This window comes from Paractinoplanes maris, assembly GCF_023544465.1.
Classification (GTDB): Bacteria; Actinomycetota; Actinomycetes; order Mycobacteriales; family Micromonosporaceae; genus Actinoplanes; species Actinoplanes maris.
Genome location: NZ_JALPVL010000011.1, coordinates 313171 through 330535, shown reverse-complemented (window position 1 = coordinate 330535; position 17365 = coordinate 313171). Strand labels below are relative to the sequence as shown.

General features: G+C 71.6%; 18 protein-coding genes. 9 read left to right on the top strand and 9 right to left on the bottom strand.

What is annotated here, in order from left to right:
- Nucleotides 1–21 precede the first annotated feature (21 nt).
- The 3 genes from NAG42_RS30990 to NAG42_RS45125 are packed head-to-tail and all read left to right on the top strand — an operon-like array spanning nucleotide 22 to nucleotide 2905.
- Nucleotides 22–960 (top strand): PP2C family protein-serine/threonine phosphatase, encoded by a 939-nt coding sequence (locus NAG42_RS30990; protein WP_250035436.1) that lies wholly within the window; start codon nucleotides 22–24, stop codon nucleotides 958–960.
- Nucleotides 961–962: 2 nt separating this feature from the next.
- The gene (locus NAG42_RS30985; protein WP_250035435.1) at nucleotides 963–2228 is read left to right on the top strand and encodes a vWA domain-containing protein; all 1266 of its coding nucleotides are present in this window, start codon (nucleotides 963–965) and stop codon (nucleotides 2226–2228) included.
- Complete coding sequence (locus tag NAG42_RS45125) at nucleotides 2225–2905, top strand: FHA domain-containing protein (protein WP_250035434.1); 681 nt, start codon at nucleotides 2225–2227, stop codon at nucleotides 2903–2905. The genes NAG42_RS30985 and NAG42_RS45125 overlap by 4 nt, the downstream gene beginning before the upstream one ends.
- A gap of 40 nt (nucleotides 2906–2945) precedes the next feature.
- On the opposite strand, the gene NAG42_RS30975 is transcribed toward NAG42_RS45125, so the two are convergent.
- A complete protein-coding gene (locus NAG42_RS30975; protein ID WP_250035433.1) occupies nucleotides 2946–3149 on the bottom strand; it encodes a hypothetical protein in 204 nt (67 codons plus the stop codon).
- 46 nt (nucleotides 3150–3195) lie between these two features.
- Here NAG42_RS30975 and NAG42_RS30970 point away from each other — a divergent pair, with 46 nt between their 5' ends.
- Nucleotides 3196–3912, top strand: a complete 717-nt coding sequence (locus tag NAG42_RS30970) for a carbon-nitrogen hydrolase family protein (RefSeq protein WP_250035432.1) — start codon at nucleotides 3196–3198, stop codon at nucleotides 3910–3912.
- 6 nt (nucleotides 3913–3918) lie between these two features.
- Here the strand turns inward: NAG42_RS30970 and NAG42_RS30965 are convergent, their stop codons facing one another.
- From NAG42_RS30965 to NAG42_RS30955, 3 genes are all read right to left on the bottom strand, one after another.
- A complete protein-coding gene (locus tag NAG42_RS30965; RefSeq protein WP_438872471.1) occupies nucleotides 3919–4713 on the bottom strand; it encodes an inositol monophosphatase family protein in 795 nt (264 codons plus the stop codon).
- Nucleotides 4714–4775: 62 nt separating this feature from the next.
- The gene (locus NAG42_RS30960) at nucleotides 4776–5528 is read right to left on the bottom strand and encodes a class I SAM-dependent methyltransferase (protein WP_250035430.1); all 753 of its coding nucleotides are present in this window, start codon (nucleotides 5526–5528) and stop codon (nucleotides 4776–4778) included.
- Complete coding sequence (locus tag NAG42_RS30955) at nucleotides 5525–6520, bottom strand: NADP-dependent oxidoreductase (RefSeq protein WP_250035429.1); 996 nt, start codon at nucleotides 6518–6520, stop codon at nucleotides 5525–5527. The genes NAG42_RS30960 and NAG42_RS30955 overlap by 4 nt, the downstream gene beginning before the upstream one ends.
- A gap of 23 nt (nucleotides 6521–6543) precedes the next feature.
- Here NAG42_RS30955 and NAG42_RS30950 point away from each other — a divergent pair, with 23 nt between their 5' ends.
- From NAG42_RS30950 to NAG42_RS30940, 3 genes are all read left to right on the top strand, one after another.
- The gene (locus NAG42_RS30950; RefSeq protein WP_250035428.1) at nucleotides 6544–7077 is read left to right on the top strand and encodes a GNAT family N-acetyltransferase; all 534 of its coding nucleotides are present in this window, start codon (nucleotides 6544–6546) and stop codon (nucleotides 7075–7077) included.
- Between the two features lie 142 nt (nucleotides 7078–7219).
- Nucleotides 7220–7777 carry a winged helix-turn-helix domain-containing protein gene (locus tag NAG42_RS30945; RefSeq protein ID WP_250035427.1) on the top strand — a complete coding sequence of 186 codons (558 nt, stop codon included), beginning with the start codon at nucleotides 7220–7222 and terminating at the stop codon, nucleotides 7775–7777.
- Nucleotides 7774–8991: an MFS transporter gene (locus NAG42_RS30940; RefSeq protein ID WP_250035425.1), complete on the top strand. Its 1218-nt coding sequence runs from the start codon at nucleotides 7774–7776 to the stop codon at nucleotides 8989–8991. The genes NAG42_RS30945 and NAG42_RS30940 overlap by 4 nt, the downstream gene beginning before the upstream one ends.
- A gap of 312 nt (nucleotides 8992–9303) precedes the next feature.
- Here NAG42_RS30940 and NAG42_RS30935 read toward each other — a convergent pair whose 3' ends face one another.
- Both NAG42_RS30935 and NAG42_RS30930 read right to left on the bottom strand, forming a co-directional pair.
- Nucleotides 9304–10527, bottom strand: a complete 1224-nt coding sequence (locus NAG42_RS30935; RefSeq protein WP_250035424.1) for an RNA polymerase sigma factor — start codon at nucleotides 10525–10527, stop codon at nucleotides 9304–9306.
- A gap of 121 nt (nucleotides 10528–10648) precedes the next feature.
- Nucleotides 10649–10990, bottom strand: coding sequence for a YciI family protein (locus tag NAG42_RS30930; RefSeq protein ID WP_250035423.1), 342 nt, complete (start codon nucleotides 10988–10990; stop codon nucleotides 10649–10651).
- A 522-nt stretch (nucleotides 10991–11512) separates the two neighbouring features.
- On the opposite strand from NAG42_RS30930, the gene NAG42_RS30925 reads away from it, so the two are divergent.
- Nucleotides 11513–12307: an endonuclease/exonuclease/phosphatase family protein gene (locus NAG42_RS30925; protein WP_250035422.1), complete on the top strand. Its 795-nt coding sequence runs from the start codon at nucleotides 11513–11515 to the stop codon at nucleotides 12305–12307.
- A 184-nt stretch (nucleotides 12308–12491) separates the two neighbouring features.
- On the opposite strand, the gene NAG42_RS30920 is transcribed toward NAG42_RS30925, so the two are convergent.
- Together NAG42_RS30920 and NAG42_RS30915 are read right to left on the bottom strand one after the other, a co-directional pair.
- Nucleotides 12492–12989, bottom strand: a complete 498-nt coding sequence (locus NAG42_RS30920) for an NUDIX domain-containing protein (RefSeq protein WP_250035421.1) — start codon at nucleotides 12987–12989, stop codon at nucleotides 12492–12494.
- Between the two features lie 205 nt (nucleotides 12990–13194).
- Complete coding sequence (locus tag NAG42_RS30915) at nucleotides 13195–15948, bottom strand: DEAD/DEAH box helicase (protein ID WP_250035420.1); 2754 nt, start codon at nucleotides 15946–15948, stop codon at nucleotides 13195–13197.
- 64 nt (nucleotides 15949–16012) lie between these two features.
- Between NAG42_RS30915 and NAG42_RS30910 the strand changes: the two genes are divergently transcribed.
- Nucleotides 16013–16753 carry an HAD family hydrolase gene (locus tag NAG42_RS30910; protein ID WP_250035419.1) on the top strand — a complete coding sequence of 247 codons (741 nt, stop codon included), beginning with the start codon at nucleotides 16013–16015 and terminating at the stop codon, nucleotides 16751–16753.
- Nucleotides 16754–16808: 55 nt separating this feature from the next.
- Here NAG42_RS30910 and NAG42_RS30905 read toward each other — a convergent pair whose 3' ends face one another.
- Complete coding sequence (locus NAG42_RS30905) at nucleotides 16809–17294, bottom strand: group II truncated hemoglobin (RefSeq protein ID WP_250035418.1); 486 nt, start codon at nucleotides 17292–17294, stop codon at nucleotides 16809–16811.
- Nucleotides 17295–17365: the final 71 nt, after the last annotated feature.

Genomic DNA, 17365 nt, shown 5'->3' with positions numbered 1-17365 from the left:
CGGTTCCCAGAGCGAGGCTCGATGACCATGACCGACTGCGCCTCGTGCGCCGATGAGCGCACCGCCGGAATGGCCTTCTGCGAGAGCTGCGGCCAGTCGCTGGCCCCCGAGCCCGAGTGCCCCCATTGCGGGACACCCGGCGGCGTGGGCGCCGACGGCTACTGCGAGCATTGCGGGATGCTGGCCGGGCGCGAACGTGACCACCTCGAGACCGACTGCGGCGCCACGGCGGCCGCGGTGACCGACCGCGGGCTGCGGCACCACCGCAACGAGGACGCGATGTGGCTCGCCACCCGCGGCTCCGAGATCGACGTGGTGGTCAGCGACGGCGTGTCGTCGTCGTTCGACCCCGACGTCGCCTCGCTGACCGCGGTGCAGGCGGCCGGGGCCCTGCTCCCCTCGGGCGACGTCGCCGCGGCGATCCAGGCGGCCCAGGTCGCGGTGGCCGGGCTGACCGCCGAGGGCGACCCGCGGCGGCAGGCGTCGAACCCCGCCTGCACCATCGTCGCGGCGGCCGTCCGCGGCGACGCGGTGACGGTCGGGTGGATCGGCGACAGCCGCGCCTACTGGGTGCCCGAGGTCGGGCCGGCCGAGCAGCTCACCGAGGACGACTCGTGGGCCACCCACGTCATCGCCCTGGGCGCCGACCCCGAGCAGGCGATGCGCGACCCCAAGGCGCACGCCATCACCGCCTGGCTGGGCGCCGACGCGGGCAAGGTCGCGCCCCGGACGGGCGAGTTCGTCGTCGGCGACGCCGGCCACCTGGTGCTGTGCAGCGACGGATTGTGGAACTACCTGACCGACCCGGCCGCCTTCGCCGCGGCCGTGCGCGAGGGGTTGCGCGAGCAAGGCACGCTGATCTCTGCCGCCCGGTGGCTCGCCGACTACGCGAACACCGCCGGCGGTCACGACAACATCACCGTGGCCCTGATCCCCGTAACGCCTCTTCCGAAGGACTAGCGATGACGTATTCCGCCGAGGCCTTTCAGAACGAGTTCCTCGCCCTCGGGGCGACCGAGGTCAACGCCATCGTCACGGTCACCTCGTCGGGCAGCGCGGGCGGGCGCCGCACGTCCGGCGCGACCGAGATCATCATCGTCGACGCCTCCGGCTCGATGCAGGCCGAGGGGCGCATCGCCGCCGCCCGGCAGGCGGCCAAGGCCGCGGTGGCCTGCCTCGACGACGGTGTGCACTTCGCGCTCATCGCCGGGGTCGGCACCGCCCAGCAGCTCTTCCCGGCGCCCGGGGAGCTGGCCGTCGCGACGGCCCAGACCCGGGCCGAGGCGACCTGGGCGATCGACCGCCTGCACGCCAGCGGCGGCACCGCGATGGGCGCCTGGCTGCTGCTGGCCGCGCAGCTGTTCGCCCAGCGGCCGGGCGACATCGCGCACGCCATCATGCTGACCGACGGCGACAACGGCGAGCGCGAGGGCTACCTGCAGAGCGTGCTCGACACGATCGCCGGCAAGTTCGCCGTCGACTGCCGCGGCGTCGGCACCAACTGGAAGGTCTCCGAACTCCGCAAGATCGCCGACGCGATGCTGGGCACGGTCGACATCGTGGCCCGCCCGGCCGACCTGACCGTCGCCTTCGAGCAGATGATGACCACCGCCATGGGCAAGACCGCGGCCGACGTCCAGCTCAAGGTGTGGACGCCGGTGAACGCCACGGTCCGGTTCGTCAAGCAGGTGGAGCCGCAGGTGGCCGACCTGACCGGCAAACGGGTGGCCGACGGCCCCCGGGCCGCGCGCTACCCGCTGGGCTCGTGGGGCGCCGAGAGCCGCGACTACCACATCTGCGTGGACGTGCCGCCGGGCGCGGCCGGTGACGAGATGCTGGCCGCGCGGATCTCGATCGTCGAGGGCGACACGGTGCACACGCAGGCGCTGGTGCGCGCGGTGTGGACCGACGACGCGGCACTGTCGACCCGGATCAACCGGCAGGTGGCCCACTACACCGGGCAGGCCGAGCTGGCCGACACGATCCAGGCCGGCATCGAGGCCCGCAAGTCCGGCGACGACCACACCGCGACCATCAAATTCGGGCGGGCGGCCCAGCTGGCCCACGAGAGCGGCAACAAAGCCACCTCCGAGCTGCTGGCCACGGTGGTCGACATCGAGGACGCGGCCACCGGCACCGTCCGGCTGCGGCGCAAGGTCGCGGCGGCCGACGAGATGGCCCTGGACACCCGCTCGACCAAGACCGTGCGGGTGGGGCGCGGCCAGTGACCACGTACGCCTGCCCCAAGGGGCACGCCTCGGCCGAGAACGACTTCTGCGACACGTGCGGCGCCAAGATCGACGGCGCCGCGGCCCCGGTGACCGGCAGCGGCAGCGGCAGCGGCAGCGGCAGCGGCACGATCAACCTGCCCGCCGCCACGCCGGCCGCGCCGCCCTGCCCCAACTGCGGCACGCCGCGCACGGGCAGCGCGCGCTTCTGCGAGGACTGCGGCTTCGACCACGACACCGGCCGGGTTCCGGCCCTGACCCCGCTGGTGGAGACCCCGGTGGTCACCGCCGGCTGGACGGTGACGATCGCGCCCGACCGGGCCTACTTCGCCGAGAACGCGATCGACGGCATCGAGTTCCCCGCATCGCCCACCTCGCGCACGGTCCCGTTGCCCCCACCCCAGGTGCGGATCGGCCGCACGAGCAACTCCAAGGGCACCCATCCGGAGATCGACCTGTCCGAGGACGACCCCGGTGTCTCCCACTCGCACGCCCTGCTGACCCTCAGCGTCGACGGCGTGTGGCTGGTCTCCGACCTGGGCTCGACCAACGGCACCTACATCAACGACGACCAGGTGCCGCTGACCGCCGGCGAGTCCCGCTCCCTGACCGACGGCGACCGGGTCCACGTGGGCGCCTGGACCACGCTGACCCTGAACGCACCACCTCTTCCCTGAACGCCCGCTCTTCAGTCAAGGCCCTGGGCCTGAGCCGAGGTCAGTCGGGCGGCTCCGGCACGTCGCCGGACTCGTCCGGCTCGCCCTCGCCGAGGTTGCCCCGGTTGTCGTTGATGCCCTTGTTGCTGCTGCCACTGGCCGGGGTGCCGGCCGACGGCGGGGCGTCGGTGATGAACTCACCGGTCTCCGGGCTTCCGGTGATGTGCTGCTCGGTCTCGGAACCGGCTTTCGACGAATGCGACATGCCCCGATGACTACCCGCCCCCGCGCGAGTTAGGCAGACTGCGGGCATGCCGGACGGGAAACTGGGCGTGATGCGCGTCGGCGTCTGCCAGACACCGGAAATCCTCGGCGACGTGCCGCGGGCGCTCGGCATCGTCCGCGAGTTCGCCGAGCAGGCCGACGGCGTCGATCTGCTGGTCTTTCCGGAGTGCTTCCTCCAGGGCTACACCGTGACCGCTGAGCATGTGAAGCAGTTCGCGAGGCCCGCCGATCTGCGGCTCGATCTGCGCCCGGCCATCGTCCTGGGCATGATCGAGCGGCGGGGCGACCGCTTCTACAACACGGCCGCGGTCGTGCGAGGCGGTCGGACCGTGGGGGCGTACCGGAAGACGTTTCTGACCCCGGGCGAGCACGTTTTCACGGCGGGCACGGACTATCCGACCTTCGCCTGCGCCGGTGTGCGTTTCGGCATCAACATTTGTTTCGACGCGCAATACCCGCACGCCGCGGCGGCCGTGGCCGCGCAGAACGCCACGCTTCTGGTGCACCCGGCGCAGAACATGATGCGCCGCGACAACGCCTACCGCTGGCAGGACCGGCACAACGAGCTGCGCCGCAAACGCGTACGCGAGACCGGGCTGTGGATGGCCTCGGCCGACGTCACCGGCGAACGCGGCCACACCCACCTCGGACTCGGGCCCACCTGCATCATCAACCCGGCCGGCGAGGTCGTCGCCGAAGTGCCGCGCGGCACCGTCGGCCTGGCCGTGCACGACATCACCTGACCGGCCTCAGTTGGCCGCGCGCGCTGCCTGATCGCCGACGAGGTCGAGGGCGGCCCGGCGCAGGGCGTCGCTCCGCGCGTAGACCGAAGCCCCCGGGCCGGGCCGTAAGCGGCCGTTGATCCCGCTGTAGCTGCCGCCCGCCTCCTGCACGATCAGCGACGTCGAGGCGAAGTCCCAGATCTGGCCACCGGTCTGCACGGCCAGGTCGAGATCACCGCGCGCGATCATCAGGGCCGGGTGGATCGGCCACGGCAGCGCCGGCGTCACTTCCTTGAGCGGCGCCACCAGCTCACGCCCCCACTCCTCGGGCACCACCCCGAGGCGGCTCCCGGCACACGTGTCGGGGCCGGCCGACACGCGTACGGGCGTTTCGGCGACCACCCGGCCGCCGACCACCCGCCCTTCGAACGCTCCCTCGCCCCGGGTGGCCCACCAGAGACTGCCCTGGGCCGGGTGCGCCGCCACCGCGGCGGCGATGTCACCGTCCACCTCGAGGGCGATCAGGATCAGCCACCGGTTGTCGCCGGCCACGAACAGCGCCGTCCCGTCGATCGGGTCGATGATCCAGCGGCGCCCGGCCGAACCGGTCTGCCCCTCCTCCTCGCCCAGGATCGCGTCACCGGGCCGGGCCGCGGTCAGCACCTCGCGGATCGCGGCCTCCACAGCCCGGTCGGCCGCCGTGACCACCGAACCGTCGGCCTTGACCTCCCGCGGCAGCTCGGCCAGCGCCTCGAAATGTGGCAACGCCACCGCCGCCCCGGTCAGCGCGGCCCGCTGCGCGAGCTGAAGATCGGTCTCCACGCTCCCCATCCTCCCTCCGATCGACGGCCCGCCGGGGCGACTCGCGGGTCATGTCACCCACCTCACTGACGGCCCACCCGGCCCGGCTGTGCGGCCGAGGCAGTCACCAGCACGACGTGCTGGCGCACCCGGAACACACCCGCCGCGGCCACGGTCTCGCGCACGCCGGCCTCCTGCTCCGGCGTCAGCGGCGCCCGGGCCTGGCTGGCCAGATACCGCAGGACCGGCTCGGCGTCCGAGATCGCCAGCTCGCTCGGGTAGCGCCGCACCTCGACATCGTCGAAGAACCGGCCCACGTAACCGGCGATGTTCTCGGCCAGCACGTCGTTGTGCACCCTGGTCGTCCGGTCCGGCAGCAGTTCCATGATCTCGGCCAGATGATCCCGCCCGTTGACCGAGACGGCCAGCCGCCCGCCGGGCCGCAGCACCCGGGCGAACTCGCGCAGCCCGGCCTCGGGGTCGTCGAGGTGGTAGAGCATGTGGTTGGCGATGAGCCCGTCGAAGCTGCCGGGGGCGAACGGCAGAGCGGTGGCACTGCCGCGGACGACCGAGGCGTTCCCGACGGCGCGCAGCCGCTGACACATCGCGGGCGAGAAGTCCATCAGCGTCAGCCGGGCCGGACGCGTGGCCCGGCTCCACAGTGCACCCGTGCCCGCGCCGACCTCCACCACGTGCCCGTCGCGCGGGAGCCGCTCGGCCGCCCACGCATACCAGTCCTGCGGGTTGGTGCGGTAGTCGTAGATGGCGATCCGGGCCGACAGGTTGCCGGTGGTCGACGCGTACTGGGCGGCCGCGTGCGCGGACGGTGTGGTCACGACAGCCGGACGAGCATCTTGCCGGTGTTCTCGCCGCGCAACAGGCCGAGGAAGGCGGCCGGCGCGTTCTCGATGCCGTCGACCACTGTCTCGCGCGCCTCGATGCGGCCCTCGCGCACCCATGGGCCGACCTCGGCCAGGAAGTCCGGCATCCGGCGGTTGTGGTTGCTCACGATGAAGCCGCGCAGGGTGAGCTCCTTGCCGATGGCCAGGGCCAGATTGCGCGGTGCGGCGGGCGCCGACGTCTCGTTGTAGGCCGAGATGGCCCCGCACATGGCGACCCGGCCGTACTTGGTGAGCGACCCGATCGCCGCCTCCAGGTGGTCGCCGCCGACGTTGTCGAAGTACACGTCGATGCCGTCCGGTGCGGCCTGGCGCAACTGCTTGCGTACGGGCTCGTCCCGGTAGTTGAAGGCGGTGTCGAACCCGAGGTCGTCGACCAGGTGGCGCACCTTCTCGGCCGAACCCGCGCTGCCGATCACGCGCTTGGCCCCGCGCAGCTTGGCGATCTGCCCGGCGATGCTGCCGACCGCGCCGGCCGCGCCCGACACGAAGACCGTGTCACCCTCCTGGAACCGGGCGATGTCCAGCAGACCGACGTACGCGGTGAGGCCGGTCATCCCGAGCACGCCGAGATAGGCCGACAGCTCGCCCGCCGCCGGGTCGACCACCCGCACCCGCGAGGCCGGCACCACCGCGAGCTCGCGCCAGCCCAGTCCATGCACGACGTAGGTCCCCACCGCGACGTCCGGCGACTCCGAGGCCACCACCTCGCCGACCGCGGCACCGTCGAGCGGCTCCCCGATCTGGAACGGCGGCGTGTACGACTTGACGTCGTTCATCCGCCCCCGCATGTAGGGGTCGACCGACATGAACACGTTGCGGACCAGCACCTCCCCCGGCCCGGCCGTGGGCGCCGGCACGTCAGCGATCTCGAAGGTGTCGTCCGTGGGCCACCCGTCAGGCCGGGCGGCGAGCCGAATCTCTTTCACGGGGACCTACGGTACGGTGCGACGTGGCTCGTACGCTTCTCACCGCCGACCTGACCGCCGCCCAGCGCGAGGAGATCCGCCACCTGCTCGACGTGGCCTTCCTCGGCAACTTCTCCGACGACGACTGGGACCACTCGCTCGGCGGGCTGCACTTCCTCGTCGAGGAGCAGGGCACCATCGTCGCCCACGCCGCCGTCGTCCAGCGCAGCTTCCTGCACGGCGACCGCACCTGGCGCTGCGGCTACGTCGAGGCTGTGGCCGTCCACCCCGACCGGCGCGGCCAGGGCTTCGCGGCCGACGTGATGGACGCCGCCGAGGACATCATCGACCGCTCCTACGATGTCGGCGCGCTCTCCGCCTCGGCCGCCGGCCGCGGTCTTTATGTGGCACGGGGGTGGCTTCCCTGGCTCGGGCGGACGGCGGTCCTGGCCCCGGCCGGCCTGACCTCCACACCCGAGGACGACGGCAGCACGTTCGTGCGCTTCCTGGCCGACGGCCCGCACCTCGACCGAGCCGGCACCCTGGCCTGCGACTTCCGCAACGGCGACGTCTGGTGAGCTTCTCCCCGCCAGCCCCCACACACCGCCTAAGGCATCCTAGGAGGCTAGGCTTCATCTGAAGGCCGCAGGCAGCTGGATGCAGAAGTCCTATGCATAGGACACTTGCCGACGTTTCCGCGCCGACCCTAGCCTCACCGCCATGGCAGAAAAGACCAAGGTTGTTCTCACTGACGCCGCCATGATGCGGGCGATGGCGCATCCCCTGCGCATGCGCATCGTCGGGTCGCTGCGGCTCGACGGTCCGGCCACCTCGGCGATCCTGGCCCGCCGGCTGAGCACCGACTCCGGTCAGACCAGCCACCACCTGCGACTGCTCGCCCGGCACGGCTTCGTGGCGGAGGCCCCGGAGCTGGGCCGGGGCGCGCACGGCCGGGAACGCTGGTGGAAGGCCGCGCACGCCACGACCCTGTTCGCCGGGGACGACGCCGAGGACCTCGCCGCGGTCAACCGGGCCCAGCGGGCGGTCTACGACCAGATGATCGACCAGTTCCATGCCGAGGCCGCGCACCAGCGGTGGAGCCCGGCCTGGCAGGACGCCGCGGCCAGCTCCGACTATCTCGTCCGGACCACGCCGGAGGGCCTGAAGCGACTCCAGGCCCGGATCTTGGAGGCCATCAGGGAGGCCGACCATCCCGGGCCCGGCGCCGAGACCGTCGTGGTCGTCCAGCACACCTACCCGCGGCGGACCCAGCCGTGACGAGTCTGTGGCGCAACCGTGAGTTCAACCTGCTGTGGACCTCGCAGTCGCTGTCCGACCTGGGGGACGGCATCGCCTCGCTCGCGCTCTCACTGCTTGTGCTGGTCAAGACCGGCTCCCCGGTGAGCGCCGGCCTCGTCGGCACCGCCACGCAGGCCGCGCGCCTGATGTTCCGTCTGCCGGCCGGGGTGCTCGTCGACCGGGTCGACCGGCGTCGCGCCCTGATCAGCTGCGATTCCGTACGTCTGCTGATCTTCACCGTCCTGACCGCCGCGGTCCTGACCGACCGGGCGAGCCTCCCGCTCATCCTCGTGGTCGCCGTCGTGGACGCCGCCGCGAGCGCGGTCTTCTCCACCGCCGAGGACGCGTCCCTGCTCAGCATCGTGCCGGCCGGGCAGTTGTCCGACGCGGTCGCGCGCAACGAGGCCCGCTCCTACGGCACCGCGCTGGCCGGCCCGCCCTTGGGCGGCGTCCTCTTCACCCTGGGACACGCCGTGCCCTTTGCCGCGAACGTCGTCTCCTACCTTGTGTCGATCGTGGCCGTCCTGTTCATCCGCAAACCCTTGCAGGCGCCGCGGGAGGACAAACCGCAGACGTACGGCGTAGCTCTGGCCGAAGGCATCCGGTTCGTCCTGACCCACCCGTTCCTGCGGACGCTCATGCTCGTGGCCGCCCCGCTGAACTTCGCCATCACCGGCGTCATCTTCACGGTCATCGTCGCCCTGCAACGCCACGGCACCGCACCCGCGGTCATCGGCCTGACCGAGACCATCGTCGCCGCGGGCGGCCTGCTCGGCGCGGTCGCCGCCCCGGCCATCCAGCGCCGCCTGGGCCTGGTGCCCCTGGTGCGGACCCTGTGCTGGATCGCCGCCGCCCTGCTGGCAACGGCCGCCCTGTTCACCTCGAGCATCGCCGCCGCCATCCCGGTCGCCCTCACCGTCTTTCTGGGCCCGGCCTGCAACGCCGCCCTCTTCGGCTTCCAGGTGTCGATCACCCCCGACCGCCTCCAGGGCCGTGTCAACAGCGTCATCATGGTCGCCGCCACCTCGATGGCCGCCCTCTCCCCCCTGCTGGCCGGCACCCTCCTGGCCTGGCGCGGCCCTACCACCGCCATCCTGTTCTTCGCCGCCGCCGTGGCCGCCTCGGCCCTCATCGCCACCGTCGGCACCGGCCTCCGCTGGACCCCTCAGCCCGAGCCCGCCATCGCCGCCTGACACCGCGCCCGGCCGCCGAACACCCGTACCGCGTGGACGTGGCAACCGCAGACCGCGGGGTCACGCCGCCGACCGCCGCCACCGACCACGCCCGCGACCGCCAGGCAGCCGACGAGGTGGACGTGGCAGCCGCAGACCGCCGCCACCCACCACGCCCGCGACCGCCAGGCAGCCGACGAGGTGAAGTGGCGAACCGGCGGGCGTCGACCGCGAACCGCTCGAGATCGACCGACGATCATGTCCCTGTGGGTGCGCGGCGGCTTCGCGACGGCACTACGACCGCTCCGGTGAAGGCGCCCGGTAAACCCTCGGCTACGCCGGCCGGCCCGCCGCCTGATCGCCCGCGCGCCGCTCGAGGAGTTGCCGCTCGGCGGCGTTGCCGGACAGATCAACTGCTTTCCCGTACGCCGTAAGCGCCTCCCCCTCGCGGCCGAGCCGCCGCAGCAGGTCGGCTCGGACGGCGTGCCACACATGATGCCGCTCGAGTCCTTCGAGCCCGTCCACGATGGTCAGCGCCTCGGCCGGACCGTGCACCTCGGCCACCGCCACCGCCCGGTGCAGCGCCACGACCGGTCCGCCCGTCATCGCCATCAGGTGGTCGTAGATCTGCAGGATCTGCGCCCAGTCGGTGCCCTCCGCCGTGGCCGCGTCGGCGTGCACCGCGTTGATCGTGGCTTGCAGCTGATAGGTCCCCGGCCGGCCCCGGCGCAGACAATCCCGGAGCAGCCTCTGACCCTCGGTGACGAGTTCGCGATTCCACAGCGTACGGTCCTGATCCGCCAGTAACACGGCGTCACCGCCCGCCGTAGTCCGGGCCGGCCGTCGCGCCTCGATCAGCAGCATCAGGGCCAGCAGCCCCCGCGCCTCGGGCTCGTCCGGCATGAGGGCCACCAGCAGCCGGCCCAGCCGGATCGCCTCCTGCGCGAGGTCGTCCCGGGTCAGCGCCGTTCCCGAGCCGGCCGCATATCCCTCATTGAAGATCAGGTAGAGCACCGCCAGCACCGCACCCAGCCGATCGGGCAGTTCCTCGTCGCGTGGCACCCGGTACGGGATTCCCGCGTCGCGGATCTTCCCCTTGGCCCGCGACAACCGCTGCCCCATGGTCGTCTCCGGCACCAGGAAAGCCCGCGCGATCTCCCCCGTGGTCAGCCCGCCCAGCAGCCGCAACGTCAACGCCACCCGAGCCGCCGGCGCCAGCGCCGGGTGACAACACGTGAAGATCAGCCGAAGCCGCTCATCCTCCACATCCGCCTCCTCCGCGATCACCTGCCCGGCCGCCGCGTCCCGGACCGAAGCCGTCTCCCGCTCGACCCGGGTCGCCTCCCGGCGCAGCCGGTCCACCGCCCTGTTCCGCGCCGTCGTGATGATCCAGCCGGCCGGGCTCGGCGGGATGCCGTCCTCCGGCCAGCGCCGCACAGCCGTGGCAAAGGCCTCCTGCACGGCTTCCTCAGCGATGTCGATGTCCCCGAAGTGCCGGATCAGAACCGCAACGGCCCGCCCGTACTCCGCCCGAAAGACCTGCTCGATGTCGCTCAAGCCCGAAGATCCGTTCCCCATCCCCGCCCCGACGTTGCCGGTCCCGCTCCACCGACCACCAGATCGAACTGACCCCGACCGCCACGGCACCAACACACCGATTTCGCCGCGCAAGCCACTATCAGGCGATAGGACGGACCTCGATCGCGAGCGGCGCCAGCACCGCGGCCAACCGGCTGCCCCAGCTCAGCGCCTCGTCGAGGTCGGCCGCCTGGATGATCGTGAAGCCTCCCAGGTGCTCTTTGCCCTCAGCGAAAGGCCCATCCGTGAGCAGCGCGTCGCCGTCCCGGTCGCGGATGACCGTAGCGGTCGACGGCGGGTGCAGCCCCACCGCGAAGACCCAGGCACCCGCGGCCTTCATCTCGTCGTTCAGCTTCCCGAGCTCCGCCATGATCGGCCCCAGAACCTCCGGCGGCGGCGGGTCCCCATCGGGCTGGTAGATGCTCAGCAGGTACTGCTTCATGGCTCCTCCTCGAGGTCGTGTCTCACCCCTACACGAACGAGGATCCCGTTCTTCGACACCCGCCAGAAAATTACCCAAGCCGAAGCCCCCAACCAAACCCTCGCGAACCGCACCGCTGGGCACGCCCCAGGCGCGTTGCCCAGCCCAACAGCGCTTTCCAGCCCACAGCCAGCCTCGCCGCAGCCACGCCGCGCCGCACAGCCCAGCCACACCGCCGCAGCGCCACACCGCCGCAGCGCCGCAGCGCCGCAGCGCCGCAGCGCCAGCCTGGCTTCGTTCGCGAGACCGGGCGCCAGAAGTTCGCGAGTCGCAGCTCCACGTTGCCGGCGCCGCGGGCCGAGATGTTCTGAGAACCGGTACCTGGTGGAACTCCACTGTCGGCCGCGCCACCGGAGCCAGTTCACCGTCGGTACGAAGGATCATGAAACGATTGGCGTGCCGGGTGCTGATCGCCGAGCACAGTGCACTCGATCACGGGATGAGGAGCCGTGAGGTGCCTGGACCAGGGAATGGGGTGCCGTTGTGCGGATCGTGAGCGTCAACGTCTGGGGCGGAGCGCTGGTCGATGATCTCCTCACCTGGCTGCCCGGTTGCGGGGCCCAGATCGTGTGCCTGCAAGAGGTGACTCGAACCCCTGGCTTGAACGGCTGGACGCGCTTCACCGACGGCGAGAAAAGCCTGCCTCAGCGTGCTGCCGTTTTCGATGACGTCCGGACCACGCTGACGCAGCATCAAGCGATCTTCGTGACCAGCGATTCCGGCCCGGTACAGGACGGCACGGGCCGTACTTACCGCCAAGACTTCGGCCTGATGACCCTCGTCAGCGAGGATCTACCGATCGTCGGCGTCGATTCCGCCTTCGTGCATGGACAATTCACCGACCACGTCGCGTGGGCGGCCGGCGACCGTCCCCGTGTCGCCCTTGCGGTGCAGACGATCGACCGGGCCGTCGGCCGGTCGGTGTGGGTAGTGCAGGTGCATGGACTGCGTGACCCGTCCGGCAAGGCCGATACGCCGGCGCGACGCCGCCAGGCCGAACGGCTCGCGGAACTCGTGCGCAGGATCCAGGGGCCTCGTGACCTGGTCGTGGTGTGCGGCGACTTCAACCTGCTTCCCGACAGCGAGACGTTCGGCATATTGGCCGAAGTCGGTCTCACCGATTTGGTCGGCACCGCTGACACCCGAACATCTCATTATCGAAAGACAGTGAGGCATGCCAGCTACCTGCTCGTTTCCGATATCGCCGCCGTCAATCGATTCGAAGTCTTGACCGAACCAGAGGTATCGGACCATCGCGCGTTGGTTCTTGATATTTAAGCTGCCCTGCTGACATCCGGATCTGCCGCGCGCGGCAACAGAGTCGACCATCTCGCTCCAGAGCGCCAAGTCTGACGCCGCTCGCAGCGCTAGCCCGATGGTGAGCCGGATCCGCCCTTATCCTGTACTCGATGAGTGCCCGGCTGGCTGGGGGATCGCTGCGAGCATCATCGGCGCCCTGCCGCTAGGGGCCGACGCCTCCTACCGGGCGGCCGTCCTCCAGATAGAGCACCCGTTTTGTCTTCCAGGCGGCGCGTACCCGGCGCCGGACGGGTCCGCTGAGCAAAGGCAGCGCCGCGTCGATCGGCAGAACCCGGCTTTCGGCAATCTCGAGCGGCTGGATGACCACCGTGTCCAAGACGGCGTCGTCGAAGACCCCGCAGTCGAAAAGGAAGCGCATACCACCCGGACGATCAGGCCGTGGCCGGCGGAAGTCAACGCACTTGAGCCGCCCCGTGGTGACCTCGAGGCCACACTCCTCCCTGGTTTCGCGGCGGCACGCATCCCAGGGTGACTCGCCGATCTCAACGATCCCACCTGGGATCGTCCAGCCGCTCTTGTACGTCGGCTTCAGGATGAGTAGCCGGCCCTTGCGGCCACGTACCAGGGCGCCGGCCGAGGCCGGGATGGTGGGGAGTGCGAACGTCAGCTCGGGCAGCTCACCGGCGTTGACGTTGCTCATGGAGAGCATGCTAGATCCGGCGCGACCGATCGGCCATCCGTTCGCGATTGAGCATCAGCCAAGAAGTCGGAACAGCCGTCGGCGAGCGCGTCGAGGTCAGGAACATCTGGTGCCCGGAACTCGCGAACAAAGCCACCAGCCGCGCCGCGAAGCACAGCACCGCGACGCCCAGCTGCAGGCGCCCGTGGAGAGCAGACGAAAGCTGTCACAGGCCGGCGTGGTAGGCGAGCACCCCCCGGTTGACCGCGGTGATCGCCTTACGGGCGGTGTCGCGCAGCTCCGGCGACGCGGCCGAGGCCTCCCGCAGCTGACCGAGCAGGTCGAGGACCTGGCGGGCCCAGCGCACGAAGTCGCCGGCCGGCATGTCGGCGTCGTAGTTGTGACCGCTGGCCAGCACCTTGGCCAGCGGCTCGCCGCGCGCCCAGCGGTACATCGGCCAGACGAACCCGGGGTCGGGCTCGCGGGTCAGCGTCAGACCGTGGTCGGACTCGTCGGCGGCGATGTCGGCCCACAGCTTGCCGCAGGCGTCGACCGCCTCGGTGATCCCGCCCTTGGGCACCGAGGCGCGGTCCTCCGTCTCGCGGCGCGACTCGTAGAGCACCATCGACACCGCCGCCGCCAGCTCCTCGGGGTCGAGGCGGTCCCAGACCCCGTGGCGCAGGCACTCGGCGATCAGCAGGTCGGCCTCGGACCAGATGCGGCCCAGCATGCGGCCGGGCTCGGTGACGCCACCCTCCTCGGTCAGGTAACCGCGACCGGCCAGCACCGCGCACACCTGGTCGAACGTGCGGGCCAGCGAGCCCGTGCGCCCGGCGACCTTGTCCCGCAGCGCGTCGGTGTCGCGCTGCAGGCGGTGCCGCCGCTCGGCCCAGCGGGCATGATCCTCACGTTCGGGGCAGGCGTGGCACGGGTGCTGCCGCATCTGCACCTTGAGCAGCGCGATCTCAGCGTCCTCGCCGGTGCCGCCGCCCTTGGAGCGGCGACGGCTGTTGCCGTGCCGGTCGTGGCCGGTCGCGCTGATCTGGGCGGCCAGGTCACGCCGGGCGGCGGGCGAGCGGGGGTTGAAGTGCTTGGGCACGCGGAGGCGCTCGAGCACCTCGGCCGCGCCCGCGAAGTCGGCCGGGCTGACCCGGCCGGCCCACCGGTCCTGGGTGAGCACGAGCGGGCGGGGCTCGCCGAACCCGCCGGTCGGGGCCTCGAGAACCACGGCCAGACCGGCCCGGCGGCCCTGCGCCACCCGGATGACGTCACCGACCCGGAGCCGCTCCAGTGAGGTCACCACCGCGGCCCGGCGCTGCGAAGTGCCCTCGCGGGCGATGGCGCGTTCCCGGTCGGCGATCGCGATGCGCAGCGCGAAGTACTCGTCGAAGTCGCCGTGGTGGCAGGCCTCGTCGTTGGCGTAGGTCTGCATGGTCTCGACGTTGCGCTGCACCTGGCGGGCCAGCCCGACCACCGACCGGTCGGCCTGGAACTGGGCGAACGACGACTCGAGCAGCTCGCGGGCCTGGTCGGCGCCGACCGTGCCGACCAGGTTGACCGCCATGTTGTAGGACGGGCGGAACGAGGACCGGAGCGGATAGGTGCGGGTGGAGGCCAGCCCGGCGACGTGGCGCGGGTCGACCTCGGGGCTCCACAGCACCACCGCGTGACCCTCGACGTCGATGCCGCGGCGGCCGGCCCGGCCGGTGAGCTGCGTGTACTCCCCCGGGGTGAGGTCGACGTGGGCCTCGCCGTTGAATTTGACCAGCCGCTCGAGCACGACACAGCGGGCCGGCATGTTGATGCCCAGGGCGAGTGTCTCGGTGGCGAAGACCGCCTTGACCAGCCCCTGGACGAAGCACTCCTCGACCGCCTCCTTGAAGGCGGGCAGCATGCCGGCGTGGTGGGCCGCGAGGCCCCGCTCGAGACCGTCGAGCCACTCCCAGTAGCCCAGCACCGACAGGTCCTCCCGCGGGATCGAGGCCACCTTGGCCTCGGCGATGCGGCGGATCTCGGCGCGCTCCTCGGAGCTGGTCAGTCGCAGCCCGGCTGACAGGCACTGCTGGACGGCGGCGTCACACCCGGCCCGGCTGAAGATGAACAGGATCGCCGGGAGCAGGTCGGCCCGCTCGAGCCGGTCGACCACCTCGGGCCGCGGTGGTGGCTGCCAGCGCCGGCCGCGTCCGCCGCGGCCAGGCCCGTACGACCGGTCGGTGAACTCGAGGCGGCGCTCCATCTCGCGGGTGTAGCGCAGCAGCTCGGGGTGCACGTCGTGTTTCTTGGCCGCGTCGGCGTCGTGGAACAGGTCGAACATGCGCCGCCCGACCAGCATGTGCTGCCACAGCGGGACGGGCCGGTGCTCGCTGACCACGACCTCGGTCGTGCCGCGCACGGTGACCAGCCAGTCGGCGAACTCCTCGTAGTTGCTGACCGTGGCCGACAGCGACACCAGGGTCACCGAGGCCGGGAGGTGGATGATCACCTCTTCCCAGACCGCGCCGCGGAACCGGTCGGCCAGGTAGTGCACCTCGTCCATCACCACGTAGGCGAGGTTTTTCAGTGCGGACGACCCCGCGTACAGCATGTTGCGCAGCACCTCGGTGGTCATCACGACCACCGGGGCGTCGCCGTTGATGGCGTTGTCGCCGGTCAGCAGGCCGACCTGGTCGGGGCCGTAGCGCTCGACCAGGTCGTGGTATTTCTGGTTGGACAGCGCCTTGATCGGGGTGGTGTAGAAGCACTTGCGCTCGCCGGCGCGCAGGGCGAGGTGCACGGCGAACTCACCGACCACGGTCTTGCCGGCGCCGGTGGGGGCGCACACGAGCACGCCGCTGCCTCGTTCGAGTGACTCGCAGGCCGAGCGCTGGAAGTCGTCCAGGTCGAAGCCGACGTCGAGCATGAAATCCTCGAGCGCCGGGAACTGGGCCACCCGGGCCGCCCGCCGCTGGGACTCTGCATATCGTTCGGCGGGACTCGTCATACCCCCAAGCCTAGGTCGTGGGTGTGACAACCGAGGGCATGGGCGCGGTAGGTATGGTGCATCCGTGCCGGATGATGCATCGACCGACCACCCTCCCCATCGGCCGCACCGTCCGGTCGAGGCCGTGCTGTTCGACTTCCACGGCACGTTGGCCCAGGTGGAGGACCCGGTGACCTGGGTGCGGAGCGCCGCCGCGGCCTGCGGTCACGAGCTCGACCGGGGCAAGGCGACGGTGCTGGCCGACCGCCTGGTCACCGCCGGGCGGGCCGGTGGCCCGCTGCCCCACCGGGTGCCGCCGGGCTTGGCGATGCACTGGGCCGACCGCGATCTGTACGCCGAGAGCCACCGGGCCGCCTACACCGGCCTCGCCGCGACCGTGTCGACCGACGTCGAGGGCCTGGCCGACGCGCTCTACGAGCGGCTCCTGGCGCCGGACGGCTGGCTGCCCTACCCCGACACCGAGCCCACCCTGCGCACGCTGCACGACGCCGGCATCAAGGTGGCCGTGGTCAGCAACATCGCCTTCGACATCCGCCCGCTGTTCGACGCCTGGGGCATGGGCTCCCTGATCGACGCGTACGCGCTGAGCTACGAGGTCGGCCGCACCAAACCCGACCCGGCGATCTTCCTGCGGGCCTGCGGCATGCTGGGCGCCGACCCGGAGCGCACGCTGATGGTCGGCGACACCCCGGCCGACGCGGGCGCGGTGGCCGCGGGTTGTGCCGCGCTGGTGCTCCCGGCGGCCGAGCCCGGCCGCCCCAACGGCCTGGGCGCCACCCTGGCTCTGGCCGGCTGCGCCGCGTAAAAGCGCCGCGTGAAAGCGCCGCGTAAAAGCGCCGCGTGAAAGCGCCGCAGATCAATCAACCCAGGTACGGCGGTGCCACGCCCCACCCCCAGTGCGGCACCGGCGCCTCGCCCACCGGGGCGGCTCCCGGCTGCGAGTTCTCCCGGGCCAGCCGGGTGCCCCACTCCAGGTAACCGGCGAACGCCGCCCGGAACTCCGGGTCGCCCGGCAGGCTCACCTCGTCGGCCGCGTCCATCATCAGGTTGACCCAGCGGCGCCGCTGCGGCTCGGTGATCCCTTTGCCCAGGTGGTGCCGCAGCATGGCGGAGTAGCCGCCGCGCGCGGTCGTGTAGCCGTCCGGCCCGCCGAACACCTCGCCCAGCCAGAGGGCCACATGGCGCGGATGGTCCGGGTGCATCCCGGCGAACAGCCCGGACAGCAGGTCGTCGATCACGACCCGCCGGTAGAACGCCTCGCACAGGGCCTGCAGCGCCTCCTGGCCACCGGCCCAGTCGTAGAGGGTCGGCGGCGCGGCGCCCTTGCTGGTGTACTCGTCAGCCACGGGGAAAGCCCACCATCGGCGGCCGACCCGATCAAGTACGCACTTTCCGGTGCGTGCCCCTCGGAGGCGAT

Coding starts and splice junctions, on each gene's coding strand:
- NAG42_RS30920 (WP_250035421.1), bottom strand. CDS start 12,989: ATGAGCAACGTCAACGCCGGTGAGCTGCCCGAGCTGACGTTCGCACTC.
- NAG42_RS30990 (WP_250035436.1), top strand. CDS start 22: ATGACCATGACCGACTGCGCCTCGTGCGCCGATGAGCGCACCGCCGGA.
- NAG42_RS30945 (WP_250035427.1), top strand. CDS start 7,220: ATGGCAGAAAAGACCAAGGTTGTTCTCACTGACGCCGCCATGATGCGG.
- NAG42_RS30915 (WP_250035420.1), bottom strand. CDS start 15,948: ATGACGAGTCCCGCCGAACGATATGCAGAGTCCCAGCGGCGGGCGGCC.
- NAG42_RS30985 (WP_250035435.1), top strand. CDS start 963: ATGACGTATTCCGCCGAGGCCTTTCAGAACGAGTTCCTCGCCCTCGGG.
- NAG42_RS30970 (WP_250035432.1), top strand. CDS start 3,196: ATGCCGGACGGGAAACTGGGCGTGATGCGCGTCGGCGTCTGCCAGACA.
- NAG42_RS30975 (WP_250035433.1), bottom strand. CDS start 3,149: ATGTCGCATTCGTCGAAAGCCGGTTCCGAGACCGAGCAGCACATCACC.
- NAG42_RS30930 (WP_250035423.1), bottom strand. CDS start 10,990: ATGAAGCAGTACCTGCTGAGCATCTACCAGCCCGATGGGGACCCGCCG.